The sequence below is a fragment of the Streptococcus mitis bv. 2 str. SK95 genome (genome assembly GCF_000222705.1).
Taxonomy (GTDB): Bacteria; Bacillota; Bacilli; order Lactobacillales; family Streptococcaceae; genus Streptococcus; species Streptococcus mitis_AY.
Genome location: NZ_AFUB01000057.1, coordinates 18600 through 43263 on the forward strand (window position 1 = coordinate 18600; position 24664 = coordinate 43263).

Genomic DNA, 24664 nt, shown 5'->3' on the forward strand with positions numbered 1-24664 from the left:
CAATTGATTTTAAGAAATCCAAGCAATTCTTGTCGCTCCTTTAGAAAGCTGATATAATAGCTTTATGAATAAGAAAAGAAAAGTGGATTTGGTCAATGGTCCAATCCTTCCTTCGCTTTTAAGCTTTGCCTTTCCAATCTTACTGTCTAATATCTTTCAACAGCTTTATAATACAGCTGACGTCTTGATTGTTGGGCGTTTTCTTGGTCAAGATTCCTTGGCTGCCGTAGGGGCGACAACTGCCATTTTTGACTTGATTATAGGCTTTACGCTTGGTGTTGGAAATGGCATGGGGATCGTCATTGCCCGCTATTATGGGGCTCGTAATTTCACCAAAATCAAGGAAGCAGTAGCAGCCACCTGGATTTTAGGCGTTCTTTTGAGCATTGTGGTCATGCTGATGGGCTTTGTTGGTCTGTATCCACTCTTGCAATATTTAGATACCCCTGCAGAAATCCTTCCTCAATCCTATCAATATATTTCTATGATTGTGACTTGTGTAGGCGTCAGCTTCGCTTATAATCTCTTTGCAGGTTTGTTGCGGTCCATTGGAGACAGTCTAGCAGCTCTTGGCTTCCTGATTTTTTCTGCCCTGGTCAATGTGGTTCTGGATCTCTATTTCATTACGCAACTGCATCTGGGAGTTCAATCTGCGGGGCTTGCTACTATTATTTCACAAGGTTTGTCAGCGGTTCTTTGCTTTTTCTATATCCGTAAGAGTGTTCCAGAACTGCTCCCTCAACTCAAGCATTTCAAATGGGACAAGGCCTTGTATGCGGATCTTTTGGAGCAAGGTTTGGCTATGGGCTTGATGAGTTCGATTGTATCCATCGGTAGTGTGATTTTACAATCTTCTGTCAATACTTTTGGAGCCGTGATTATAAGTGCGCAAACAGCGGCTCGACGCATTATGGCCTTTGCTTTGCTTCCGATGACGGCTGTTTCTTCTGCCATGACGACCTTTGCCTCTCAGAATCTCGGGGCTGAGCGACCAGACCGCATTGTTCAAGGTCTTCGAATCGGCAGTCGCCTGAGCATGTCCTGGGCAGGTTTTGTTTGTATTTTCCTCTTTTTTGCTAGTCCGACCTTGGTTTCCTTCTTGGCCAGTTCGACAGATAGTTACTTGGTAGAAAACGGTAGCCTCTACCTGCAAATCAGTTCAGTCTTTTATCCGATTTTGAGCCTTTTGCTGATTTATCGCAATTGCTTGCAGGGCTTGGGTCAGAAAGTTCTCCCTCTAGTTTCTAGCTTTATTGAACTAATCGGCAAAATCGTTTTTGTGGTCTTGATTATCCCTTGGGCAGGGTATAGGGGAGTTATCCTTTGCGAACCCCTTATCTGGGTTGCCATGACCACCCAACTGTATTTTTCACTTTTCCGCCATCCCCTGATAAAAGAAGGCAAGGCAATCTTGGCAGCTAAAGGATAATCCTAGCTGGATTTAAGAAAGAAAATCCATTTCCTCTAGTGAAAATCGAAAAAACTTGTGTTATAATAAGAAAGATTAAAATGTGAAAAAAGGAGATTCCTAATGGGACGTAAATGGGCCAATATCGTAGCCAAGAAAACGGCTAAAGATGGAGCTAACTCTAAAGTATATGCAAAATTTGGTGTAGAAATCTATGTAGCAGCTAAAAAAGGTGATCCAGACCCAGAATCAAACACTGCTTTGAAATTTGTTATCGACCGTGCTAAACAAGCCCAAGTGCCAAAACACGTTATCGATAAAGCGATTGATAAAGCAAAAGGAAACACAGACGAAACCTTTACAGAAGGACGTTACGAAGGATTTGGACCAAACGGTTCTATGTTAATCGTTGATACCTTGACTTCAAACGTCAACCGTACCGCAGCTAATGTTCGTGCAGCCTTTGGTAAAAACGGCGGAAACATGGGTGCTTCTGGTTCAGTTTCTTACCTCTTTGACAATAAGGGTGTTATCGTATTTGCAGGTGAAGATGCAGATGCAGTCTTTGAGCAATTGCTCGAAGCAGATGTTGATGTGGACGATGTAGAAGCAGAAGAAGGAACAATCACTGTTTACACAGCTCCAACAGACCTTCACAAGGCTATTGTTGCCCTTCGTGAGTCAGGTGTCGAAGAATTCCAAGTGACAGAATTGGAAATGATTCCTCAGTCAGAAGTGGAATTGTCAGGCGAAGACCTTGAAACCTTTGAAAAACTTTACAGCGTTCTTGAGGACGACGAAGACGTACAAAAGATCTACACAAACGTAGATGGATTCTAATTTGAAGAAGAGAAGATCATCCTAAGCGAGAATAAACTTGCTTGGGATATTTTTTATCAATAAAATAGTTCTCTAGGAAACTTTTTTCTTGACACCTCTTTTCAAAGTGGTAAAATAGTTCTCATGGAAACTGAATAGTTCTCCAGAGAACTATATAAAATCGTGAGAAAGGAGCAATCATGGACAAGCCGATGTTGATTTTTAAACGCTTTGGGCACCAGGTTCACCTGATGGTACAGAAAGAAGCCAAGCGTTGCGGCATTGAATTTATGGGTGGACCGCAAGGGCAAGTTCTGCGTTTTTTAGATCATTGTGAGCAAAAAGAGGAACTGGTCCTGATTAAAGATATCGAGCAGGAACTCAATATTACCAAATCTGTGGCGAGTAATTTAGTCAAGCGCATGGTGCAAAATGGTTTGGTTGAGCTAGAGGCGAGCCCGAGTGATAAGCGGGCAAAATTTGTTCGCTTGACGGAGAAATCGCGTTCGCAGATGCAAGAAGTTAAGGCTTTTTTTGATCGGATTGATCAGAGTCTGCTAGACGGGGTTTCAAAGTCAGACTTGGCAATTTTTGAAAAGGTTCTTGGTCAGTTGCAAGAAAATGTTGAGAAGATAGGAGGAGAGAATGAAGAAACTCGCTAAACGTATTACAGGAAAAGAGTGGGGGATGATTGTCCTTACGATTCTTTTCACTTGTTTCTCGGTCTATCTCGAGTTAGAGGTACCGACCTACATTTCACAAATTACAGAGTTACTCGGAACGTCTGGAACGCAGTTGGATGCACTCTGGTCACCAGCTGCGAAGATGATTGGTTTGTCTTTATTGGCTTTCTTTTCATCTGTTATGGTTGGTTTCTTTGCCGCTCGCGTTGCAGCATCCTATACAACCCATCTACGCACTGATGTATTTCATCAGGTTTTGGATTTTTCGCAGACAGAGATCAAACGTTTTTCAATCCCAAGTCTTTTGACTCGGACGACCAATGATATCACTCAGATTCAGATGCTCTTTACCATGGGCTTACAGGTAGTGACTCGTGGGCCTATCATGGCCATCTGGGCTATTGGAAAAATCCTTGGGAAGTCGGAATACTGGCTCTGGGCAGTAGTGGTGGCAGTCATTGTCAATGTCTTGATGACCACTGTTCTCATGACTCTGGCCTTTCCAAAACAATCTGTCATTCAAAAATTGACAGATAAACTCAATAGCATCACCCGTGAAAGTTTGACAGGGATTCGAGTGGTGCGTGCTTATAACGCCGAAGATTATCAAGACAAGAAATTCGAAGAGGCCAATGATGAGGTGACTCGACTTAATCTCTTTGTCAACCGTTTGATGGCGATTATGAATCCTATTATGATGGCGATTTCCAGCGGTTTGACCTTGGCTATTTATTGGATTGGTGCCTATATCATCAACGAGGCAAGTTTGACAGAACGTCTGCCGCTCTTTAGTGATATGGTGGTTTTCATGTCTTATGCCATGCAGGTCGTGATGGGCTTCCTTCTCATGGGAGCACTCTTTATCGTTCTTCCACGTACCTTGGTTTCGGCAGGACGTATCAATCAAGTATTGGATCTGCATTCTTCTATTGAAAATCCTAGTCATGCACAGACAGCGAATCCCTCAGTTCAGGGACAAGTGGAATTCCGTGACGTAACCTTCCGCTACTCTAACAACTCAGAAGCAGTTGTGGAACATGTTACTTTTAAAGCCGAAGCGGGTCAAACAGTTGCCTTTATCGGTTCAACTGGTTCTGGTAAATCTACCTTGGTCAATCTGATTCCTCGTTTTTACGATGTATCAGCTGGTCAAATCCTAGTAGATGGTGTCAATGTGCAAGATTACGACTTGGAAGACCTGCGCAATAAGGTCGGCTATATTCCGCAGAAAGCCGTGCTCTTTTCTGGAGATGTCAAGGAGAACTTAGATTTTGGTAAGAGCAAAGAAACTCCTCTAAGCGAAGCTGCTATGTGGCAAGCCCTTGAATTGGCCCAGTCTAAAGGCTTCATCGAGGACAAGGAAGCAGGTCTGGACTCAGAGGTGGCTCAAGGTGGAACCAACTTCTCAGGAGGACAAAGACAGCGTTTGGCCATTGCGCGTGCCTTGTCTCGTAAACCAGAAATTCTCATCTTCGATGACTCTTTCTCAGCCTTGGACTACAAGACAGATCGTGTCCTACGCCAAGAGCTAGCTGAGAAAACAAAATCCATGACCAAGCTTATCGTAGCGCAGCGGATTTCTACCATTATGGATGCTGACCTGATCTTAGTCTTGGATCAAGGAAAAGTCGTGGGACAAGGCACCCATAAGGAACTTCTAGCTACCAACGAAGTCTACCAAGAAATTGCCTACTCACAACTATCGAAGGAGGAATTGGAACATGGAAAATAAGAAAATGTCTTTTGGGAAATATTATAAACCTTTTCTAGCAGGTCTCCAAATTCCCCTACTAGTAGCGGTTGTAGCAGCTGTATGTTCAAGCATCATCACTGTTTATGGACCAACCAAGATTAAGGAAATTACCAACTTGATTTCAGATGGTTTGATGGCAGGAATTGATTTAGAGGCTGTTTCAAGTATTGCTAGCTTTTTAGTGATTCTCTATGTACTTGGTGCTATCCTTAACTATACACAGGCCTATATCTTTTCAACAAGTATCCAACATTTTTCAAAACGCTTGCGGACAGCAATCGCTGAAAAGATCAATCGTTTGCCCCTTGGCTATTTTGATCGTCATTCGCAAGGGGACACTCTATCTCGTGTGACCAATGATGTGGATACGGCGGCGCAATCTCTCAACCAAAGTCTCGGAACAGTTATCTCAGCCAGCTTCTTGTTGATTGCTGTTTTGGTGACCATGTTTAGTATGAACTGGATTTTAGCTCTGGTAACGGTTGTTTCTACGTTTGTTGGTTTTGCGGCGGTTTCAGTAATTATGGCCAAGTCACAGGGTTATTTTAAAGCCCAACAAAATAATCTAGCAGCCGTCAATGGTTATGTGGAAGAGATGTACTCTGGCCACAATGTAGTGACCAGCTACAACGCAGTGGACACCTCCAAAGCGAGATTTGCAGGTTTAAACCAAAACTTGCACGACAGCATCTGGAAATCTCAGTTTATCTCTGGTATCATGATGCCAGCCATGTTCTTTGTTGGAAACTTTAGCTATGTTTTGGTCATCATCGTTGGGGCCGCGCTTGCTCTAGAAGGGCATATCACTATAGGGATTATTGTAGCCTTTATGGTTTACGTACGGACCTTCTCTCAACCCCTGTCACAGATTGCCCAAGGGATTACGAGCTTACAACAAGCGAGTGCAGCCATGGGACGTGTCTTTGAATTTCTAGGTGAAGCTGAGATGCAGGATGAATCCCATAAGGAAAGACAATTGACTGGCATGAGAGGAGAAGTGGTCTTTGATCGCGTATCCTTTGGTTATACACCAGAACGCACCATCATCCATGACTTTTCTGCGACAGCTCATGCAGGCCAGAAGGTCGCTATCGTTGGGCCGACTGGAGCTGGTAAGACAACCATTGTCAATCTTTTGATGAAGTTCTATGAGATTGATAAGGGAAGTATCCGTATCGATGGTGTCGATACCAAGGATATGAAGCGCTCAGAAGTACACGATGCCTTTTCAATGGTCTTGCAAGATACTTGGCTCTTTGAAGGAACCATTCGAGAAAATCTCATCTACAATCAAACGGGCATCAGTGATGAACGAATGATGGAAGCTAGCAAGGCTGTGGGAATCCACCACTTTATCATGACCTTGCCAGATGGTTACGATACTATTTTGGATGACACCGTAACCTTGTCTGTTGGACAAAAACAGCTCTTGACCATCGCTCGTGCTCTTCTCAAGGATGCACCGCTCTTGATTTTGGATGAAGCGACTTCTTCTGTTGACACACGGACAGAGGAATTGATCCAAAAAGCCATGGACCGTTTGATGGAGGGTCGAACTTCCTTTGTCATCGCCCACCGCTTGTCCACTATCCGAAATGCTGATTTGATTCTTGTCATGAAAGATGGGAATATCATCGAGCAAGGCAATCACGAGGAACTGATGGCGCAAGGCGGCTTCTACGCTGACTTGTACAATAGCCAGTTTACAGAAGACGAAGCAGAAGAATAAATCTAAAGAAGGCTTGACGGCCTTCTTTTTCTGCACTATACTAGAAGACAAACGTCTCACCTGTAGACGAAAACAAGGTAATGAATGAGAAGTATAAATGAAAAATTATCAAGAATGGTATCAAAATATCAGCTCCAGACTCACCAGCCATCCCCCTCTTTTATTTCTACTACGCAGTTTCAATCGTTTGATGACAGTCGCCATGCCCCTGGTCTATCTGATCTTGCTAGTCACCACTTACCTGCAACTAGGACTTAGTCAGCAAGTTGGGGTTTATGTGCTTATCCCTGCAACAGGCTTTGTGATGTTATCACTGTTTCGTAAGAAAATTAATCACCCGCGACCTTATGAAACTTGGAACATCCGTCCCCTTCTTGATAAGGATAGCTCGGGACGGTCGATGCCCAGTCGCCATGTCTTTTCGGCAACTATCATCTCCATGGCCTGTTTCCATGCTTGGACTTTGATAGGAGCTATCTTGCTCTTTTGCTCAGGAATCTTAGCCTTAGTTCGAGTGCTAGGTGGTGTTCATTATCCCAAGGATGTGCTCGTTGGTTACGCTTGTGGTCTCATGTGGGGGTTCCTTTTCTTCCTATTCTGACATGTAAGTCAAGCTAGTCTTACAACCACTTACTGCTTCATATTGACCACTTGCTTTTTTGCCCTTGTTTTCCTAATTCAGCTTTGATATAGTAGAGTCAGAAAGGAGATGTGATGAAGTTACGAATTGAGATTGACGACAATTTAGAAGAAACTGAAATTGTCATCAAGACCCCTGCTTTGACAGATGAAATTGCGGACTTGCAACGGCTCTTGCAGGAGTCGACAGCTCCGAGGTTGATTTTTTACAAGGGGACAGGTGAATATTATCTAGACCTATCAGAGATTCTCTTCTTTGAAACGGATGGTAGCAAAATCTACGCCCATACCCATAAGGAAGCCTATGAGGTTCGCCTCAAACTCTATGAGTTGGAGTCCATCTTGCCTCGTTATTTTAGTCGAGTGTCCAAGTCAACTATCGCAAACATCCGTCAGATTTACTCAGTGGACAAGTCCTTTTCAGGAACGGGCACCATTTCCTTTTATCAGACGCACAAGGAGGTTCATGTCTCACGGCATTACCAATCCCTCCTAAAAGAAAATCTAAGAAACATGAGGTAAAAAACATGAAAAAGAAAGCATTTGGTATTGTTTTATTGGTTTTAGCAGCTTGGATCTTGCTGCAAGGAAATTTTGGCATTCCTTCTTTGGATGGTAAAATATGGCCTTTACTTGGTATCGTCTTTTTTGCCTACCAATCAGTTGAAGCTTTGCTTCGTCGTCACCTGACATCGGCAGTTTTTACCGCTCTAGTAGCCTTAATGATTGCGAATCATTTTTATAAAATTTTTCCTATTCCAAACCAGTCCTTGTTTTGGGCTAGCATCTTAGCAGTGCTAGGTGTCGGCTATCTCACTCACTCAAGTAAGTTTTGGTATGGCAAAAAATGGTGGTACAGTGGTGAGCGAACAGTCATCACGGATAAGGAAGTCGCTTTTGGTAGTGGAACCTTCTATAAACAAGATCAAGATCTTGTCGACGATCAGGTGGAAGTCGCTTTTGGTGACGCAAAAATCTACTATGATAACGCAGAGATGTTAGGTGATTTTGCCACTCTGAATATCGAAGTGGCTTTTGGTAATGCAACTGTCTATGTTCCACAACACTGGCGTGTAGACTTGAAAGTAGAAACATCCTTTGGTGCAGCCAAGGCGGACGCTCCTGTAGCGCCGACTAACAAAACCTTGATTATCCGTGGAGAAGTCGCTTTTGGTAAACTTGGTGTTGTTTACGTCAAATAAAAAAATATTTTAATTCTCTTGATAAATTCAAGAAAGTGTGATAACATAGTACGGTATGTGGTGCTAGCACATCCGCTATATTAGATCTAATAGGAGGAAAACATAATGGCTAAAGTATGTTACTTTACAGGTCGTAAGACTGTATCTGGAAACAACCGTTCACACGCGATGAACCAAACAAAACGTGCCGTAAAACCAAACCTTCAAAAAGTTACTGTTCTTATTGATGGTAAACCTAAAAAAGTTTGGGCTTCAGCTCGTGCTTTGAAATCAGGTAAAGTTGAACGCGTTTAATAAAAATGAAAAGACCTAACTGGTCTTTTTCTTTTGCTCTATAGATAAAACCATTTGAAAAATAGAGTAAATATCTGCCGATACAGCATTCTGCTTTTACACTTGGAATGAAATATGATAAAATAGAGTATCAACTAGTTGAGGTAAAAAAAATGACTGTAAAAATTAATACAAAAGATGGTCAAATCGAACTGACAGATGAAGTGATTGCAACCGTTGTAGGCGGTGCAGCAACTGAGATTTTTGGTGTGGTCGGTATGGCTAGCAAAAATACCCTCAAAGATAATTTCCAAGCCCTTCTTGGTAAGGAAAATTATGCAAAAGGTGTTGTCGTGAAGGCAGCCGAAGATGGCAGCATTGCAGTTGATGTTTATACCGTCTTGAGCTACGGAACAAAAATTAGTGAAGTCTCAAAAAACATCCAAGAGCGTGTTCGTTTTAGTTTGGAAAACCAACTAGGAATCACTGCTCAGACTGTGAATGTCTACATTCAAAATATCAAAGTTGTAGGAGAATAATCGTGTCAAAAATTACTACCAGCTTATTTCAAGAGATGGTGCAGGCTGCATCAACTCGTTTGAATAAGCAAGCAGAATATGTCAACTCATTAAACGTCTTTCCAGTTCCAGATGGAGATACTGGGACAAACATGGGAATGACCATCGAGAATGGTGCTAAAGAAGTAGCAGACAAGCCAGCTTCTACAGTTGGAGAAGTGGCGAGCATTCTTGCTAAGGGGCTCTTAATGGGTGCGCGTGGAAACTCAGGAGTTATCACGTCTCAACTTTTCCGTGGATTCTCCCAAGCTATCAAAGATAAAGACGAGTTAACAGGTCAAGACTTGGCTCTTGCTTTCCAATCTGGTGTCGAAGTAGCTTATAAAGCAGTTATGAAACCAGTTGAGGGAACTATTTTGACAGTTTCTCGTGGTGCGGCCATTGGGGCTAAGAAAAAAGCCGAGGAGACAGATGATGCTGTTGAGGTCATGCAAGCAGCCTTAGAAGGTGCTAAGAGGGCTCTAGCTAAGACACCGGAAATGCTTCCAGTTCTTAAGGAAGTTGGTGTGGTAGACTCAGGCGGTCAAGGTTTGGTCTTCATCTACGAAGGATTCCTTTCAGCTCTTACTGGTGAATACAGCGCTTCTGAGGACTTTGTAGCAACGCCTGCCAACATGAGTGAAATGATCAATGCTGAACACCACAAGTCTGTAGCTGGTCATGTTGCAACAGAAGACATCACATTTGGTTACTGTACGGAGATTATGGTTGCCCTTAAACAAGGTCCAACTTATGCCAAAGATTTTGACTATGATGAATTCCGCAACTACTTGAATGACCTAGGGGATTCTCTACTTGTCGTCAACGATGATGAGATTGTCAAAGTTCACGTCCATACAGAAGATCCAGGTCTTGTCATGCAAGAAGGGCTTAAATATGGTAGCTTGGTCAAGGTTAAAGTGGACAACATGCGCAACCAACACGAAGCACAAGTTGAAAAAGAAGCAGCACAAGTCAGCAAGCCAGCTGAAGAGAAGGAATATGCCCTTATCGCAGTAGTAGCTGGTCAAGGCTTGGCAGATATCTTCCGTGCTCAAGGTGTGGATTATGTCATCGAAGGTGGTCAAACGATGAACCCTTCAACAGAGGACTTTATCAAGGCTGTTGAACAGGTCAATGCTCGCAACATCATCTTCTTGCCAAACAACAAAAATATCTTTATGGCAGCTCAATCTGCCGCAGAGGTATTGGAACAACCTGCTGTTGTGGTAGAAGCACGTACAATTCCTCAAGGGTTGACGAGCCTTCTTGCCTTTGATCCAAGCAAATCAATCGAAGAAAACCAAGAACGCATGACTTCAGCCCTTGGTGATGTTATCAGCGGTAGTGTAACAACAGCCGTTCGTGATACAACTATCGATGGCTTGGAAATTCATGAAAATGACAATCTTGGTATGGTAGATGGGAAAATCCTTGTGTCAAACCCTGACATGCACCAAACCTTGACCGAAACTTTGAAACATATGTTGGACGAAGATAGTGAAATCGTGACTTTCTATGTCGGTGAAGACGGAAGCGAAGAACTTGCCAATGAAATTGCCCAAGAAATCGCAGAAGAATTTGAAGACGTTGAAGTCGAAATCCACCAAGGTCAACAACCTGTATATCCATATCTTTTTAGTGTGGAATAGGAGATTTATGAAAAAAGTTTTAGGATTGATTTTTGCAGCGTTACTTGCTCTTGCTGGCTGTGGTCAAACCAATACCGCAACAACAGAGTCAAGTAGTACAGCAAGTTCGGTTGATTCATCTAGTCAGTCCAGTCAGGTAAAAGAAGAAATCAAGGAAACAACCAAAGTCTTTGTAGGAAAAGTCGCAGATACCGATGCTCGTATAATGGTTGTTTACACAGATGTTGTCAAACAATTTACGATGGAACTGATGGGTGATTTTGGAAATGAAATCCCTGCCGAAGTGAGTGCAGAGGAATTGCAAGCTCTTCTGCGTGGGGAAATGGCTACTAGTCCAGAATATTTAGAAATTAAAGATGAACCAGGGGTTTCTATGGACTATTTTGTCACAGAAGACAAAAACTGGAAAGCGATACTTAGTCTTGATTTTGAAAAGGCAAATGTAGATAAGATTAAAAATACTTATTATTTTAAGGATCTTCTGGAGGATGTAGAAGATTTTAAAAAACCTAATATTTTCATCGCTGGATTAAAAGTTGAAGGTTTCAAAGAAGAGAGTACAACCTCTGCTGTATAAAAATATCGTTGAATAAGAAAGTTGATTTTTCAACTTTCTTTTTTTTATGACATTTGTCATATTTCCTAGTGACAGAAGCATCTAGCTCCGCTAACTTCAAAAGGCTATAATTGAAGTAGGAACTGGAGGAAGAAGAAATGAAAAATAAAATGATTGTCGCAATGAGTTTAGTAGCAGCAGGAGTCATGACTTATCTCATGTTTTCAGGATTGGATGAAGGCTTCTATCATTTTCCTTGGGAGCTCTTTGCTGGCTTTGGAATGATGTCTTGGCTTGTCAGAGAAGGTTTGAAATTGGTCAGAGATGTGAAAAAGGAGTTTGAGGAATGAAAAAAGCAATCATTTATTTCTTTATCGGCCTGTCACTCTTGGTATGGTTAGTGGAAATGTTTACTGGTTGGTTTGATCAAACCTTGCTTGGCCAATTCATTCGTGGTGCTTGGGGTTTTGGATTTATGATTTTCGTTGTTTTCCCTATGGGAATGAAGTGGTTGAAAGGAGAATCTCATGACTGTGATTAAAGTTGAGAAATTAAGTAAGAAAATAAAAGACAAGGAAATCCTGCGGAACATCTCTTTTGAAATCAACGATGGTGAATGTGTCGCCTTGATCGGGCCTAACGGAGCAGGAAAAACAACCTTGATTGATTGCCTCTTGGGAGACAAGTTCATGAGCTCAGGTCGAATAGCCATTCAAGGCTTTGCACCAACAGATCCTCGATTAAAGCAACTTATTTCTATCTTACCTCAAGAAAATACGGTGGTTCAAGACTTGAAAGTGAAAGAACTCTTATCCTTCTTTCAATCAATCTATCCAAACAGTCTCTCCAATCAAGAAATTGATGACTTGCTGAGATTTTCGGACAAACAGAAAAATCAGCTAGCGGGCAAGTTGTCTGGTGGGCAAAAACGTTTGTTCTCTTTCGTGTTGGCACTAATAGGTCGTCCGAAAATTCTATTTTTGGACGAACCAACTGCTGCCATGGATACCTCGACACGTCAGCATTTTTGGGAAATTGTCAATCAGTTAAAGAAAAATGGTGTCACCATTGTCTACTCTTCTCACTATATCGAAGAGGTAGAACATACGGCTGACCGCATTTTGGTCCTCCACAAGGGTGAATTGATCCGGGATACGACACCTTATGCCATGCGTGGTGAAGAACAAGAAAAACATTTTACGGTACCACTAACTTATCAGGAAGTTATCAGCACTTTGGACCAGATTCAAGGGCTTGAAATCAAGCAAAATGCTCTTTCCTTCACAACCAAAGAAGCCAGCCAGGTATGGAAAGTCTTGCAAGAACAGGGCTGCATGATCGAAGAAATTGAAGTTCGCAATCGAACTCTCTTAGACAGTATCTTCGAAACGACTCAAGACTAAAGGAGATTGACGATGAAAAATATGACAAGTCTCATGAAAGTGGAAATCATTCTGATGAAACGGCAAGCAGTCTACTACTTGCTATCCATCGGACTTCCAAGTGTGTTTTACCTTATCTTTTCTGGTATGATGTCAGGGTCAGATATTCCAGAAATTGCTCTTCAAGCCTATCTTTTTGCCATGACGCTCTTTAGTATCATGTCAAGTGCTTTTTTCAGTATCCCAAGCACACTCGAGTCTGATAAGACAAACAACTGGCAAAAATTGATTCAACATTCTCCCGTATCTATGGTAGAATATTATGTATCAAAACTGTTCAGTACCCTACTGACTTTCTTGTTATCAATTACAGTTGTCTTTTCAGTTGGTCATTTTGTCCGTGGAGTGACTCTGCCTTGGCTTGACTGGATGGTAATTGGTGCTATTTTGCTGATCGGAAGCGTGGTCTTTATCAGCATGGGGGTCTTGGTGAGCTTGCTACCCAGTGCTCAACTGATGACGGTTGTTGGAAATATTGCCTATATTGCTTTGGCTGTTCTAGGTGGACTGTGGTTCCCCTTGGATTCCTTCCCAGAATGGCTCCAATCTATTGGAAAGCTGACTCCAACCTATCAACTGATGCAGGTCGTCTCTACTTATTTGGAACACCATGAATTTAATATTCTTTCTGCCTTGGTTGTGCTAGGCTATACAGTTTTCTTTGGTGTACTGGTAATCCAGCTGAAAAAAAGGATTGAGGTAAAATAAATCTATGTTGGAAAAATTTAAAAACATTCATTATATGTTTCATATTTCAATAGTGTTTATCATCTTTCCTATAGCGGGTGTCATCGTTGGAGATTACCCGCTTTTAACCTTGCTATGGACCCTACTATTTGTACTTGCCTTCTATTCGGTTTTAGCCAGTCAGAGTCGCACTGTGCTGTGGATGGCTTGGTGGATCATGCTTGCCTACATTTTTTATACATCGGTTTGGCTGAGTTCGGGTTTCACCTGGTTTATCTTCTATTTATCCAATCTCCTTATTTATGAGCTGGATGAGATTTCTTTTCACTCTTGGCGTTTTGTCAGTTTTATTGTCCTGCAACCGTTCATTCTGACCGGAATCTATATGGTCAATCATGTTAGTCCCTGGCAGCTACTCTTTTTCTTGGTGACCTTTATCTTTTCCGATGCAATGACCTTTGGTCTTTATCGAATTCGATTGTCGGAGGACATAAAAGAAGAAAAGAGAAAGCAAAATGCTAAGCTTAATCTTTTCTTGGCTGAAAATGAACGCAATCGTATCGGTCAGGATCTCCATGACAGTCTAGGCCATACATTTGCTATGTTGAGTGTGAAGACGGATCTTGCCCTCCAACTTTTTCAGATGCAGGCTTATCCACAGGTGGAAAAGGAATTAAGAGAAATACAGCAAATTAGCAAAGAATCAATGCGTGAAGTTCGAACCATTGTGGAAAATCTTAAGTCTAGAACTTTGACATCAGAACTAGAGACTTTGAAAAAGATGTTAGAAATTGCTGGAATTGAGGTGGAAATAGCTAATCAACTAGATACAGCTAGCTTAACTCAGGAATTAGAGTCAACAGCCTCCATGATTTTGCTTGAGTTAGTGACCAATATCATCAAACACGCCAAAGCGTCTAAAGCCTACTTAAAATTAGAACGGACAGAGAAAGAACTCATTCTAACAGTGAGAGATGATGGCTGTGGCTTTGCTTCTCTAAAAGGAGATGAACTCCATACTGTTCGAGACCGTGTCCTTCCTTTTTCAGGAGAAGTGAAGGTGATCAGTCAGAAACATCCGACTGAAGTGCAGGTTCGGCTACCTTATAAGGAGAGAAACTAAGATGAAATTACTTGTTGCAGAAGATCAAAGTATGTTGCGAGATGCTATGTGCCAGTTGCTTACCTTTCAACCAGATGTAGATTCTGTCCTACAAGCCAAGGATGGCCAAGAAGCAATCCAACTCTTAGCAAAAGAGTCTGTGGATATCGCCATTCTTGACGTAGAAATGCCTGTTAAGACCGGCCTCGAAGTCTTGGAGTGGATACGAGCAGAAAAGCTAGAAACAAAGGTGGTTGTGGTGACGACCTTCAAGCGCCCCGGATATTTTGAACGTGCGGTCAAGGCTGGAGTGGATGCTTATGTCTTAAAAGAAAGAAGCATTGCAGACCTCATGCAAACCTTGCATACTGTTCTCGAAGGACGCAAGGAATATTCGCCTGAATTGATGGAAGTGGTGATGACGCACCCCAATCCGTTAACAGAGCAAGAAATCGCTGTTTTAAAGGGAATCGCTCAGGGCTTGTCTAACCAAGAAATCGCAGATCAGCTCTATCTATCAAATGGAACCGTCCGAAACTATGTCACCAATATTCTTTCGAAACTAGATGCTGGTAATCGAACAGAGGCAGCCAACATCGCAAAAGAATCTGGTTGGCTTTGATAAGAAAGATAAAAATATCCCAAACGAATGCTTAATCGAAGGAAATCCATACAAGAAAGGAGGAGGCAATTTTGCCTCCTTTTCTGGTTTAGAAAAGCGGTAAGAACTAGTGTCAAAGAGTTAAAAGATCAGAATAAAAATGAAAAATATCTTGACAATGAAGGAAAAATTGTGTTACAATAATAGACGGTACTTTTTACTTTTGGTCTCTCAAAAGTGTACAGGGACGTGCTGACAAATGTTGCAAAAGTACACACAGATGGTAGCTGTCACCAAGTGTATCATCACCAAAAATAAAAAAACACAGGAGAATGTAGATGCCTACAATTAACCAATTGGTTCGCAAACCGCGTAAATCAAAAGTAGAAAAATCTAAATCACCAGCTTTGAACGTTGGTTACAACAGTCATAAAAAAGTTCAAACAAACGTTTCTTCACCACAAAAACGTGGTGTAGCAACTCGTGTTGGAACAATGACACCTAAAAAACCTAACTCTGCCCTTCGTAAATTCGCTCGTGTACGTTTGAGCAACCTTATCGAAGTTACTGCCTACATCCCGGGTATCGGACACAACTTGCAAGAGCACAGCGTGGTGCTTCTTCGCGGTGGACGTGTAAAAGACCTTCCAGGGGTACGTTACCATATCGTCCGTGGTGCACTTGATACTGCAGGTGTTAACGATCGTAAACAAGGCCGTTCTAAATACGGTACTAAACGTCCGAAAAAAGCATAAGGAAAGGGGATAAAGAGAAATGAGTCGTAAAAATAGAGCTCCAAAACGTGATGTATTGCCAGATCCGCTTTACAATTCACAATTAGTTACTCGTCTTATCAACCGCGTTATGCTTGACGGTAAACGTGGTACAGCTGCTTCAATCGTTTACGGTGCTTTTGAGCAAATCAAAGAAGCTACTGGTAACGATGCACTTGAAGTATTTGAAACAGCTATGGAAAACATCATGCCTGTACTTGAAGTACGTGCACGTCGTGTTGGTGGATCTAACTACCAAGTCCCAGTTGAAGTTCGTCCAGAACGTCGTACAACACTTGGACTTCGTTGGTTGGTAACAATCGCTCGCCTTCGTGGTGAACACACAATGCAAGACCGTCTTGCAAAAGAAATCATGGATGCTGCGAACAACACTGGTGCAGCAGTTAAGAAACGTGAAGACACTCACCGTATGGCTGAAGCTAACCGTGCCTTCGCACACTTCCGTTGGTAAGATAGGATGCGAAAGCGTTAAGAAAGTCCCAGAGAAAATAGGGAATCAAAGCAGGTTGCGATTGCAACCAATGAGATTCATCTTTTTCTCCAGACTTTTAGCTTGAGCTCAACTAGATTATGATGCTAGGAACGGTAAGGATGCATAGTGAAAATAGGAAACTGACGCAGTATTCGATGAATACAAGGAAGTTTATCTTTTTCACCCAGCATCCCGTTCCAGATCAAATCGGCTAACTATAGCCCGAGTTCAATTCAACTTACCAGCTCGTAAGTTGAAACCAACAAAAACAAGATAAACATTGAGAACGGGTAGGTCCTGCCTATCCGTTTTTTCTAAATAATGTTATAATAGATTGTAAAATAAAAAATAGGAGAAACTAACCTCATGGCACGCGAATTTTCACTTGAAAAAACTCGTAATATCGGTATCATGGCTCACGTCGATGCTGGTAAAACAACAACTACTGAGCGTATTCTTTACTACACTGGTAAAATCCACAAAATCGGTGAAACTCACGAAGGTGCGTCACAAATGGACTGGATGGAGCAAGAGCAAGAACGTGGTATCACAATCACATCTGCTGCGACAACAGCTCAATGGAACAACCACCGCGTAAACATCATCGACACACCAGGACACGTGGACTTCACAATCGAAGTACAACGTTCTCTTCGTGTATTGGACGGTGCGGTTACTGTTCTTGACTCACAATCAGGTGTTGAGCCTCAAACTGAAACAGTTTGGCGTCAAGCAACTGAGTACGGAGTTCCACGTATCGTATTTGCTAACAAAATGGACAAAATCGGTGCTGACTTCCTTTACTCAGTAAGCACACTTCACGACCGTCTTCAAGCAAACGCACACCCAATCCAATTGCCAATTGGTGCTGAAGATGACTTCCGTGGTATCATCGACTTGATCAAGATGAAAGCTGAAATCTATACTAACGACCTTGGTACAGATATCCTTGAAGAAGATATTCCAGCTGAATACCTTGACCAAGCTCAAGAATACCGTGAAAAATTGGTTGAAGCAGTTGCTGAAACTGATGAAGACTTGATGATGAAATACCTTGAAGGTGAAGAAATCACTAACGAAGAATTGAAAGCTGCTATCCGTAAAGCAACTATCAACGTTGAATTCTTCCCAGTATTGTGTGGTTCTGCCTTCAAGAACAAGGGTGTTCAATTGATGCTTGATGCGGTTATCGACTACCTTCCAAGCCCACTTGACATCCCAGCAATCAAAGGTATCAACCCAGATACAGACGAAGAAGAAACTCGTCCAGCATCTGACGAAGAGCCATTCGCAGCTCTTGCCTTCAAGATTGCAACAGACCCATTTGTAGGTCGTTTGACATTCTTCCGTGTATACTCAGGTGTTCTTCAATCAGGTTCTTACGTAATGAACACTTCTAAAGGTAAACGTGAACGTATCGGACGTCTTGTGCAATTGCATGCCAATAGTCGTCAAGAAATCGAAACTGTTTATGCTGGTGATATTGCAGCTGCTATTGGTTTGAAGGATACAACTACTGGTGATTCATTGACAGATGAAAAAGCTAAAATCATCCTTGAGTCAATCCACGTTCCAGAACCAGTTATCCAGTTGATGGTTGAGCCAAAATCTAAAGCTGACCAAGATAAGATGGGTATCGCCCTTCAAAAATTGGCTGAAGAAGATCCAACATTCCGCGTTGAGACAAACGTTGAAACTGGTGAAACAGTTATCTCAGGTATGGGTGAACTTCACCTTGACGTCCTTGTTGACCGTATGCGTCGTGAGTTTAAAGTTGAAGCGAACGTAGGTGCTCCTCAAGTATCTTACCGTGAAACATTCCGCGCTTCTACTCAAGCACGTGGATTCTTCAAACGTCAGTCTGGTGGTAAAGGTCAATTTGGTGATGTATGGATTGAGTTTAGTCCAAACGAAGAAGGTAAAGGATTCGAATTCGAAAACGCAATCGTCGGTGGTGTGGTTCCTCGTGAATTTATCCCAGCGGTTGAAAAAGGTTTGGTAGAATCTATGGCTAACGGTGTTCTTGCAGGTTACCCAATGGTTGACGTTAAAGCTAAACTTTACGATGGTTCATACCACGATGTCGACTCATCTGAAACTGCCTTCAAGATCGCGGCTTCACTTGCTCTTAAAGAAGCTGCTAAGACTGCACAACCAGCTATCCTTGAGCCAATGATGCTTGTAACCATCACTGTTCCTGAAGAAAACCTTGGTGATGTTATGGGTCACGTAACTGCTCGTCGTGGACGTGTTGATGGTATGGAAGCACACGGTAACAGCCAAATCGTTCGTGCTTACGTTCCACTTGCTGAAATGTTCGGTTACGCAACAGTTCTTCGTTCTGCATCTCAAGGACGTGGTACATTCATGATGGTATTTGACCACTACGAAGATGTACCTAAGTCAGTACAAGAAGAAATCATTAAGAAAAACAAAGGTGAAGACTAATCAGTCCTCACTCTAGAAGGAAGTCACTTAGTGGCTTCCTTTTTATGTTCTATATCAAGGAAGGTTAGAAAAATATACCCTAAACTAAATTTGGTAGTAATAAAATCGTTCAATTCCCTATTCATATTTATAAAAATAGGAAAAACATTCATAAAAACACGTTTAGATAGAAAATTCAGAAAATTGCTTCTTTTGTCTTTAAAATTTTTGAAAAAATGGTATGATAGTAACAAGCTATTTTTAAGAGAAGAGAAAGGGGAACAATGGAGAAAATCAGTTTAGACGCTCCTAAGACGGGATCGGATCTAGTTTTGGAAACCCTCCGTGATTTAGGAATTGATACCATATTTGGTTATCCTGGTGGGGCTGTCTTGCCTTTATATGATGCGATTTATAATTTCAAAGGTATACGCCACATCTTAGGTCGCCATGAGCAAGGGTGTTTACATGAAGCTGAAGGTTATGCCAAATCAACTGGAAAATTGGGCGTTGCCGTCGTCACGAGTGGACCAGGAGCAACAAATGCCATTACAGGAATCGCGGATGCCATGAGCGATAGCGTTCCCCTCTTGGTCTTTACGGGACAAGTCGCTCGAGCAGGCATTGGGAAGGATGCCTTTCAGGAGGCGGATATTGTCGGTATTACCATGCCCATTACCAAGTACAATTACCAAGTCCGTGAAACGGCTGACATTCCTCGTATCATTACGGAAGCTGTGCATATCGCAACGACTGGTCGTCCAGGTCCAGTTGTAATTGACTTGCCAAAGGATGTATCAGCTCTAGAGACAGATTTCATCTATTCACCAGAGGTGAATTTACCAAGTTACCAACCAACGCTTGATCCGAATGACATGCAAATCAAGAAAATCTTGAAACAATTGTCAAAGGCTAAAAAACCCGTATTGCTAGCTGGTGGTGGGGTTAGTTATGCAGAAGCAGCTGCCGAGCTCAATGAATTTGCTGAACGTTACCAAATTCCAGTGGTGACCAGTCTTTTAGGGCAAGGTACGATTGCGACTAGCCATCCGCTCTTCCTAGGAATGGGAGGTATGCACGGTTCTTTCGCGGCCAACATTGCAATGACCGAAGCGGACTTTATGATTAGTATTGGTTGCCGTTTCGATGACCGCCTGACTGGCAATCCTAAGACCTTTGCTAAGAATGCTAAGGTTGCTCATATTGACATTGACCCAGCTGAGATTGGTAAGATTATCAGTGCAGATATTCCAGTGGTTGGGGACGCTAAGAAAGCCTTGCAGATGCTTTTAGCAGAACCAACTGTTCATAACAATACTGAAAAGTGGATTGACAAAGTCACCAAGGACAAGAACCGCGTTCGTTCTTATGATAAGAAAGAACGTGTGGTTCAACCTCAGGCCGTTATTGAACGCATCGGCGAGTTGACGAATGGAGATGCCATTGTTGTCACAGACGTAGGACAACACCAAATGTGGACGGCTCAGTATTATCCTTACCAAAATGAGCGTCAGTTAGTCACTTCAGGTGGTTTGGGTACCATGGGATTCGGAGTTCCTGCAGCTATCGGAGCCAAGATTGCCAATCCAGAAAAAGAAGTTATCCTTTTTGTCGGTGACGGTGGCTTCCAAATGACCAACCAAGAACTAGCTATCCTAAACATCTACAAGGTGCCGATTAAGGTTGTCATGTTGAATAACCACTCCCTAGGAATGGTCCGTCAGTGGCAGGAATCCTTCTATGAGGGTAGAACTTCCGAATCAGTCTTTGATACACTTCCAGACTTCCAGCTGATGGCACAGGCTTACGGCATCAAAAATTATAAATTTGATAATCCAGAGACGATAGAGAAGGATTTAGAAGTCATTCTGGAAGATGTGCCGATGTTTATCGAGGTGGATATTTCTCGTAAGGAACAAGTTTTACCAATGGTACCAGCCGGTAAGAGCAATCATGAGATGTTGGGGGTGAAGTTCCATGCGTAGAATGTTAACAGCAAAACTACAAAATCGTTCAGGAGTCCTCAATCGCTTTACAGGTGTCCTTTCTCGTCGTCAGGTCAACATTGAGAGTATCTCAGTTGGTGCGACAGAGAATCCTGATGTATCACGGATTACCATCATTATTGATGTGGCTTCTCATGATGAAGTGGAGCAAATTATCAAGCAACTCAATCGTCAGATTGATGTGATTCGCATTCGAGATATCACAGATAAACCACACTTGGAAAGAGAAGTTATCTTGGTGAAGGTATCTGCTCCTGCTGAAAAGCGTGCAGAAATCTTGGCTATTATCCAACCTTTCCGTGCAACGGTAGTAGATGTGGCTCCAAGCTCCATCACTATTCAGATGACGGGAAATGCTGAAAAGAGTGAAGCTTTATTGCGAGTGATTCGACCATACGGTATTAAAAATATCGCTCGTACGGGTGCAACTGGATTTACCCGCGATTAAAAATCCAGCTTAAATTTGGTAAAATCGCCTAAGAGGCAATAAATAATAGAAAAGAGAGAAAAACTATGGCAGTTCAAATGGAATACGAAAAAGATGTTAAAGTAGCAGCGCTTGACGGTAAAAAAATCGCCGTTATCGGTTATGGTTCACAAGGACATGCGCATGCGCAAAATTTGCGTGACTCAGGTCGTGATGTCATCATCGGTGTGCGTCCAGGTAAATCTTTTGACAAAGCAAAAGAAGATGGCTTTGACACGTACACAGTAGCAGAAGCAACTAAGTTGGCTGACGTTATCATGATCTTGGCACCAGACGAAATTCAACAAGAATTGTACGAAGCAGAAATCGCTCCAAACTTGGAAGCTGGAAATGCAGTTGGATTTGCTCATGGTTTCAACATTCACTTTGAATTTATCAAAGTTCCTGCAGATGTAGATGTCTTCATGTGTGCTCCTAAAGGGCCAGGACACTTGGTGCGCCGTACTTATGAAGAAGGATTTGGTGTTCCAGCTCTTTATGCAGTCTACCAAGACGCCACAGGAAATGCGAAAAACATTGCTATGGACTGGTGTAAAGGTGTTGGGGCAGCTCGTGTTGGTTTGCTTGAAACAACTTATAAAGAAGAAACTGAAGAAGATTTGTTTGGTGAACAAGCCGTACTTTGTGGTGGTTTGACTGCCCTTATCGAAGCAGGTTTTGAAGTCTTGACAGAAGCAGGCTATGCCCCAGAATTGGCTTACTTTGAAGTTCTTCATGAAATGAAATTGATCGTTGACTTGATCTATGAAGGTGGATTCAAGAAAATGCGTCAATCTATTTCAAACACTGCTGAATACGGTGACTATGTATCAGGTCCACGTGTGATTACTGAGCAAGTTAAAGAAAACATGAAAGCAGTTCTTGCAGATATCCAAAATGGTAAATTTGCAAATGACTTTGTAAATGACTATAAGGCTGGTCGTCCAAAACTCACAGCTTACCGTGAACAAGCAGCTAACCTTGAAATTGAAAAAGTTGGTGCTGAATTGCGTAAAGCAATGCCATTCGTTGGTAAAAACGACGACGACGCATTCAAAATCTACAACTAATTCTTGTGAAGAAAAACAGAAGGCGAGTTGGGGGTACCTAACTCGCTTTTTATCTTAAAAAGTATTTGAGGAGGAGACAATGCTAAGTGCAAAAGATGTGGTGAAAGCCCACAAAGTTTTAAGTGGTGTAGTAGTCAATACACCGCTAGAATATGATCATTATTTATCAGAGAAATATGGAGCTAAAATCTATTTAAAAAAGGAGAATGCGCAACGAGTTCGCTCTTTTAAAATTCGCGGAGCTTATTATGCCATTTCTCAACTGTCAAAAGAAGAACGTGAGCGTGGTGTAGTCTGTGCCTCTGCGGGAAATCATGCCCAAGGTGTCGCCTATACCTGTAATGAGATGAAGATTCCTGCAACGATCTTTATGCCCATCACAACACCGCAACAAAAGATTGGGCAGGTTCGCTTTTTCGGTGGAGAGTTTGTGACAATCAAATTGGTTGGGGATACCTTTGATGCTTCTGCTAAGGCAGCACAAGAATTTACCGTTTCAGAAAATAGAACCTTTATCGATCCTTTTGATGATGCGCATGTACAGGCCGGTCAAGGAACTGTGGCCTACGAAATTCTTGAAGAAGCCCGTAAAGAGTCTATTGATTTTGATACAGTACTAGTTCCGGTAGGTGGTGGCGGACTGATTGCAGGGGTTTCGACCTATATCAAAGAAACCAATCCCGCTATCGAAGTAATTGGTGTAGAAGCTAATGGAGCTCGTTCGATGAAAGCTGCCTTTGAAGCTGGGGGACCAGTTAAGCTCAAAGAAATTGATAAGTTTGCTGATGGAATAGCTGTGCAGAAAGTTGGGCAGTTGACCTATGAAGCGACACGTAAGAATGTTGAAACACTTATTGGAGTAGATGAGGGTTTGATTTCGGAGACCTTGATTGATCTTTATTCTAAGCAAGGGATTGTCGCCGAACCTGCTGGAGCGGCCAGCATTGCAGCCTTGGAAGTTCTATCAGACTATATCAAAGGCAAGACGATTTGCTGTATCATTTCTGGGGGAAATAACGATATCAACCGTATGCCAGAGATGGAAGAACGTGCCTTGATTTATGATGGCATCAAGCATTACTTTGTAGTCAATTTCCCACAACGTCCAGGAGCTCTACGGGAGTTTGTAAATGACATCTTGGGACCAAATGATGACATCACTCGTTTTGAGTATATCAAACGAGCCAGCAAGGGGACAGGGCCGGTATTGATTGGGATTGCTCTCGCCAATAAGCATGATTATGCTGGCTTGATTCATCGGATGGAAAAGTTTGACCCATCTTATATCAATCTGAACGGAAATGAGACTTTGTATAATATGCTAGTCTAAAATAAATTTGCTATCATATTATTTGCCAATTTCCTATAATGATGCTATAATGATTGTGACGAAAGGGGGAGATTCCCATGGTTTTACATGTTTTACTTGTTCTCTTTATTCTAGTGCTGATTACATCAGCGATTATTGTCAGCTCTGTGTACGTTGTAAGGCAACAGTCTGTCGCTATTATCGAGCGTTTTGGTAAATACCAAAAGTTGAGTAATAGTGGTATTCATGTACGAGCACCTTTTGGAATTGATAGAATTGCGGCCAGGGTGCAGTTGCGTCTATTGCAAAGTGAGATCATCGTGGAAACAAAAACACAAGATAATGTATTTGTGACCATGAATGTGGCGACCCAGTATCGAGTGAATGAGAACAATGTCACAGATGCTTACTATAAACTAATGAGACCAGAAGCTCAAATCAAATCCTATATTGAGGATGCCTTGCGTTCGTCTGTACCGAAATTGACCTTGGATGAACTATTTGAGAAAAAAGATGAAATCGCATTAGAAGTTCAAAAACAAGTAGCAGAAGAAATGTCTACATATGGTTACATCATTGTAAAAACACTGATTACGAAGGTTGAGCCTGACGCCGAAGTAAAACAATCAATGAACGAAATCAACGCTGCCCAACGTAAGAGAGTCGCTGCGCAAGAACTTGCAGAAGCAGATAAGATTAAAATCGTGACAGCGGCAGAAGCAGAGGCAGAAAAAGATCGCCTACACGGGGTAGGGATTGCAGAACAGCGTAAGGCTATTGTTGACGGACTTGCTGATTCTATTCAAGAATTAAAAGGAGCCAATGTTGAACTCACGGAAGCCCAGATTATGTCCATTCTATTAACAAATCAGTATTTGGATACTTTGAATAATTTCGCAGACAATAAGGGCAATAACACTATCTTCCTACCAGCAAATCCTGATGGAGTTGAAGATATACGAACAAGCATATTATCAGCTTTAAAAGCTAAGTAATAACAATTCATTATTTGTTTTC

Annotated in this window: 26 protein-coding genes; all 26 read left to right on the forward strand. The window is 42.1% G+C overall.

Features of this window, described 5'->3' with window-relative positions; all coding sequences use genetic code 11:
• The first annotated feature begins 64 nt into the window (after window positions 1-64).
• The 26 genes from HMPREF9965_RS11160 (at window position 65) to HMPREF9965_RS11285 (ending at window position 24642) form a co-directional block, all read left to right on the forward strand.
• Window positions 65-1429 carry an MATE family efflux transporter gene (locus HMPREF9965_RS11160; protein WP_001036200.1) on the forward strand — a complete coding sequence of 455 codons (1365 nt, stop codon included), beginning with the start codon at window positions 65-67 and terminating at the stop codon, window positions 1427-1429.
• A 102-nt stretch (window positions 1430-1531) separates the two neighbouring features.
• On the forward strand, window positions 1532-2248 hold the full coding sequence (locus HMPREF9965_RS11165) for a YebC/PmpR family DNA-binding transcriptional regulator (protein ID WP_000532895.1): 717 nt from the start codon (window positions 1532-1534) through the stop codon (window positions 2246-2248).
• A gap of 179 nt (window positions 2249-2427) precedes the next feature.
• Window positions 2428-2889, forward strand: coding sequence for a MarR family winged helix-turn-helix transcriptional regulator (locus tag HMPREF9965_RS11170; RefSeq protein ID WP_000360514.1), 462 nt, complete (start codon window positions 2428-2430; stop codon window positions 2887-2889).
• On the forward strand, window positions 2873-4642 hold the full coding sequence (locus tag HMPREF9965_RS11175; RefSeq protein WP_000731800.1) for an ABC transporter ATP-binding protein: 1770 nt from the start codon (window positions 2873-2875) through the stop codon (window positions 4640-4642). The genes HMPREF9965_RS11170 and HMPREF9965_RS11175 overlap by 17 nt, the downstream gene beginning before the upstream one ends.
• Window positions 4632-6392 (forward strand): ABC transporter ATP-binding protein, encoded by a 1761-nt coding sequence (locus HMPREF9965_RS11180; protein ID WP_000428265.1) that lies wholly within the window; start codon window positions 4632-4634, stop codon window positions 6390-6392. Before HMPREF9965_RS11175 ends, HMPREF9965_RS11180 begins: the two co-directional genes overlap by 11 nt.
• Window positions 6393-6489: 97 nt before the next feature.
• Window positions 6490-6993, forward strand: coding sequence for a phosphatase PAP2 family protein (locus tag HMPREF9965_RS11185; protein ID WP_000800919.1), 504 nt, complete (start codon window positions 6490-6492; stop codon window positions 6991-6993).
• Between the two features lie 113 nt (window positions 6994-7106).
• Complete coding sequence (locus HMPREF9965_RS11190) at window positions 7107-7553, forward strand: LytTR family DNA-binding domain-containing protein (RefSeq protein WP_000776576.1); 447 nt, start codon at window positions 7107-7109, stop codon at window positions 7551-7553.
• A gap of 5 nt (window positions 7554-7558) precedes the next feature.
• Window positions 7559-8233 carry a LiaF transmembrane domain-containing protein gene (locus HMPREF9965_RS11195; RefSeq protein WP_000725754.1) on the forward strand — a complete coding sequence of 225 codons (675 nt, stop codon included), beginning with the start codon at window positions 7559-7561 and terminating at the stop codon, window positions 8231-8233.
• Between the two features lie 105 nt (window positions 8234-8338).
• Window positions 8339-8527 (forward strand): 50S ribosomal protein L28, encoded by a 189-nt coding sequence (gene rpmB, locus HMPREF9965_RS11200; protein ID WP_001140948.1) that lies wholly within the window; start codon window positions 8339-8341, stop codon window positions 8525-8527.
• Between the two features lie 152 nt (window positions 8528-8679).
• Complete coding sequence (locus HMPREF9965_RS11205) at window positions 8680-9045, forward strand: Asp23/Gls24 family envelope stress response protein (RefSeq protein ID WP_000216441.1); 366 nt, start codon at window positions 8680-8682, stop codon at window positions 9043-9045.
• A 2-nt stretch (window positions 9046-9047) separates the two neighbouring features.
• The gene (locus HMPREF9965_RS11210; RefSeq protein WP_000036652.1) at window positions 9048-10715 is read left to right on the forward strand and encodes a DAK2 domain-containing protein; all 1668 of its coding nucleotides are present in this window, start codon (window positions 9048-9050) and stop codon (window positions 10713-10715) included.
• Window positions 10716-10722: 7 nt separating this feature from the next.
• Window positions 10723-11292: an SP0191 family lipoprotein gene (locus tag HMPREF9965_RS11215; RefSeq protein ID WP_000756546.1), complete on the forward strand. Its 570-nt coding sequence runs from the start codon at window positions 10723-10725 to the stop codon at window positions 11290-11292.
• 122 nt (window positions 11293-11414) lie between these two features.
• Window positions 11415-11621 (forward strand): hypothetical protein, encoded by a 207-nt coding sequence (locus HMPREF9965_RS11220; protein ID WP_025170873.1) that lies wholly within the window; start codon window positions 11415-11417, stop codon window positions 11619-11621.
• Entirely contained in the window at window positions 11618-11812 is a 195-nt protein-coding gene (locus HMPREF9965_RS11225; protein ID WP_000709164.1) for a hypothetical protein, read from the forward strand. Before HMPREF9965_RS11220 ends, HMPREF9965_RS11225 begins: the two co-directional genes overlap by 4 nt.
• Window positions 11799-12674 (forward strand): ABC transporter ATP-binding protein, encoded by an 876-nt coding sequence (locus HMPREF9965_RS11230; protein WP_000216043.1) that lies wholly within the window; start codon window positions 11799-11801, stop codon window positions 12672-12674. Before HMPREF9965_RS11225 ends, HMPREF9965_RS11230 begins: the two co-directional genes overlap by 14 nt.
• 12 nt (window positions 12675-12686) lie before the next feature.
• Window positions 12687-13421, forward strand: coding sequence for an ABC transporter permease (locus tag HMPREF9965_RS11235; RefSeq protein WP_000794227.1), 735 nt, complete (start codon window positions 12687-12689; stop codon window positions 13419-13421).
• Between the two features lie 4 nt (window positions 13422-13425).
• Window positions 13426-14523, forward strand: a complete 1098-nt coding sequence (locus HMPREF9965_RS11240; RefSeq protein ID WP_000890230.1) for a sensor histidine kinase — start codon at window positions 13426-13428, stop codon at window positions 14521-14523.
• Between the two features lies 1 nt (window position 14524).
• Window positions 14525-15124, forward strand: a complete 600-nt coding sequence (locus tag HMPREF9965_RS11245; RefSeq protein WP_000772056.1) for a response regulator transcription factor — start codon at window positions 14525-14527, stop codon at window positions 15122-15124.
• A 317-nt stretch (window positions 15125-15441) separates the two neighbouring features.
• Window positions 15442-15858 (forward strand): 30S ribosomal protein S12, encoded by a 417-nt coding sequence (gene rpsL, locus HMPREF9965_RS11250; protein ID WP_001142333.1) that lies wholly within the window; start codon window positions 15442-15444, stop codon window positions 15856-15858.
• A 19-nt stretch (window positions 15859-15877) separates the two neighbouring features.
• Window positions 15878-16348, forward strand: coding sequence for a 30S ribosomal protein S7 (gene rpsG / locus HMPREF9965_RS11255; protein ID WP_000087874.1), 471 nt, complete (start codon window positions 15878-15880; stop codon window positions 16346-16348).
• Window positions 16349-16735: 387 nt separating this feature from the next.
• On the forward strand, window positions 16736-18817 hold the full coding sequence (gene fusA, locus HMPREF9965_RS11260; RefSeq protein ID WP_000090337.1) for an elongation factor G: 2082 nt from the start codon (window positions 16736-16738) through the stop codon (window positions 18815-18817).
• 263 nt (window positions 18818-19080) lie between these two features.
• Window positions 19081-20781 (forward strand): acetolactate synthase large subunit, encoded by a 1701-nt coding sequence (locus tag HMPREF9965_RS11265; RefSeq protein WP_000411729.1) that lies wholly within the window; start codon window positions 19081-19083, stop codon window positions 20779-20781.
• Window positions 20774-21250 carry an acetolactate synthase small subunit gene (ilvN, locus tag HMPREF9965_RS11270; RefSeq protein WP_001253806.1) on the forward strand — a complete coding sequence of 159 codons (477 nt, stop codon included), beginning with the start codon at window positions 20774-20776 and terminating at the stop codon, window positions 21248-21250. The genes HMPREF9965_RS11265 and ilvN overlap by 8 nt, the downstream gene beginning before the upstream one ends.
• A 65-nt stretch (window positions 21251-21315) precedes the next feature.
• Complete coding sequence (gene ilvC, locus HMPREF9965_RS11275; protein WP_000290683.1) at window positions 21316-22338, forward strand: ketol-acid reductoisomerase; 1023 nt, start codon at window positions 21316-21318, stop codon at window positions 22336-22338.
• Between the two features lie 79 nt (window positions 22339-22417).
• A complete protein-coding gene (gene ilvA / locus HMPREF9965_RS11280; RefSeq protein ID WP_000947307.1) occupies window positions 22418-23668 on the forward strand; it encodes a threonine ammonia-lyase IlvA in 1251 nt (416 codons plus the stop codon).
• 77 nt (window positions 23669-23745) lie between these two features.
• Window positions 23746-24642 carry an SPFH domain-containing protein gene (locus HMPREF9965_RS11285; protein WP_000242875.1) on the forward strand — a complete coding sequence of 299 codons (897 nt, stop codon included), beginning with the start codon at window positions 23746-23748 and terminating at the stop codon, window positions 24640-24642.
• Window positions 24643-24664: the final 22 nt, after the last annotated feature.

Excerpts from the sequence above, each read along its gene's own strand:
- HMPREF9965_RS11160 (WP_001036200.1), top strand. The coding sequence starts at position 65 with ATGAATAAGAAAAGAAAAGTGGATTTGGTCAATGGTCCAATCCTTCCT.
- HMPREF9965_RS11165 (WP_000532895.1), top strand. The coding sequence starts at position 1,532 with ATGGGACGTAAATGGGCCAATATCGTAGCCAAGAAAACGGCTAAAGAT.
- HMPREF9965_RS11170 (WP_000360514.1), top strand. The coding sequence starts at position 2,428 with ATGGACAAGCCGATGTTGATTTTTAAACGCTTTGGGCACCAGGTTCAC.
- HMPREF9965_RS11175 (WP_000731800.1), top strand. The coding sequence starts at position 2,873 with ATGAAGAAACTCGCTAAACGTATTACAGGAAAAGAGTGGGGGATGATT.
- HMPREF9965_RS11180 (WP_000428265.1), top strand. The coding sequence starts at position 4,632 with ATGGAAAATAAGAAAATGTCTTTTGGGAAATATTATAAACCTTTTCTA.
- HMPREF9965_RS11185 (WP_000800919.1), top strand. The coding sequence starts at position 6,490 with ATGAAAAATTATCAAGAATGGTATCAAAATATCAGCTCCAGACTCACC.
- HMPREF9965_RS11190 (WP_000776576.1), top strand. The coding sequence starts at position 7,107 with ATGAAGTTACGAATTGAGATTGACGACAATTTAGAAGAAACTGAAATT.
- HMPREF9965_RS11195 (WP_000725754.1), top strand. The coding sequence starts at position 7,559 with ATGAAAAAGAAAGCATTTGGTATTGTTTTATTGGTTTTAGCAGCTTGG.
- rpmB (WP_001140948.1), top strand. The coding sequence starts at position 8,339 with ATGGCTAAAGTATGTTACTTTACAGGTCGTAAGACTGTATCTGGAAAC.
- HMPREF9965_RS11205 (WP_000216441.1), top strand. The coding sequence starts at position 8,680 with ATGACTGTAAAAATTAATACAAAAGATGGTCAAATCGAACTGACAGAT.
- HMPREF9965_RS11215 (WP_000756546.1), top strand. The coding sequence starts at position 10,723 with ATGAAAAAAGTTTTAGGATTGATTTTTGCAGCGTTACTTGCTCTTGCT.
- HMPREF9965_RS11225 (WP_000709164.1), top strand. The coding sequence starts at position 11,618 with ATGAAAAAAGCAATCATTTATTTCTTTATCGGCCTGTCACTCTTGGTA.
- HMPREF9965_RS11230 (WP_000216043.1), top strand. The coding sequence starts at position 11,799 with ATGACTGTGATTAAAGTTGAGAAATTAAGTAAGAAAATAAAAGACAAG.
- HMPREF9965_RS11235 (WP_000794227.1), top strand. The coding sequence starts at position 12,687 with ATGAAAAATATGACAAGTCTCATGAAAGTGGAAATCATTCTGATGAAA.
- HMPREF9965_RS11240 (WP_000890230.1), top strand. The coding sequence starts at position 13,426 with ATGTTGGAAAAATTTAAAAACATTCATTATATGTTTCATATTTCAATA.
- HMPREF9965_RS11245 (WP_000772056.1), top strand. The coding sequence starts at position 14,525 with ATGAAATTACTTGTTGCAGAAGATCAAAGTATGTTGCGAGATGCTATG.
- rpsL (WP_001142333.1), top strand. The coding sequence starts at position 15,442 with ATGCCTACAATTAACCAATTGGTTCGCAAACCGCGTAAATCAAAAGTA.
- rpsG (WP_000087874.1), top strand. The coding sequence starts at position 15,878 with ATGAGTCGTAAAAATAGAGCTCCAAAACGTGATGTATTGCCAGATCCG.
- fusA (WP_000090337.1), top strand. The coding sequence starts at position 16,736 with ATGGCACGCGAATTTTCACTTGAAAAAACTCGTAATATCGGTATCATG.
- HMPREF9965_RS11265 (WP_000411729.1), top strand. The coding sequence starts at position 19,081 with ATGGAGAAAATCAGTTTAGACGCTCCTAAGACGGGATCGGATCTAGTT.
- ilvN (WP_001253806.1), top strand. The coding sequence starts at position 20,774 with ATGCGTAGAATGTTAACAGCAAAACTACAAAATCGTTCAGGAGTCCTC.
- ilvC (WP_000290683.1), top strand. The coding sequence starts at position 21,316 with ATGGCAGTTCAAATGGAATACGAAAAAGATGTTAAAGTAGCAGCGCTT.
- ilvA (WP_000947307.1), top strand. The coding sequence starts at position 22,418 with ATGCTAAGTGCAAAAGATGTGGTGAAAGCCCACAAAGTTTTAAGTGGT.
- HMPREF9965_RS11285 (WP_000242875.1), top strand. The coding sequence starts at position 23,746 with ATGGTTTTACATGTTTTACTTGTTCTCTTTATTCTAGTGCTGATTACA.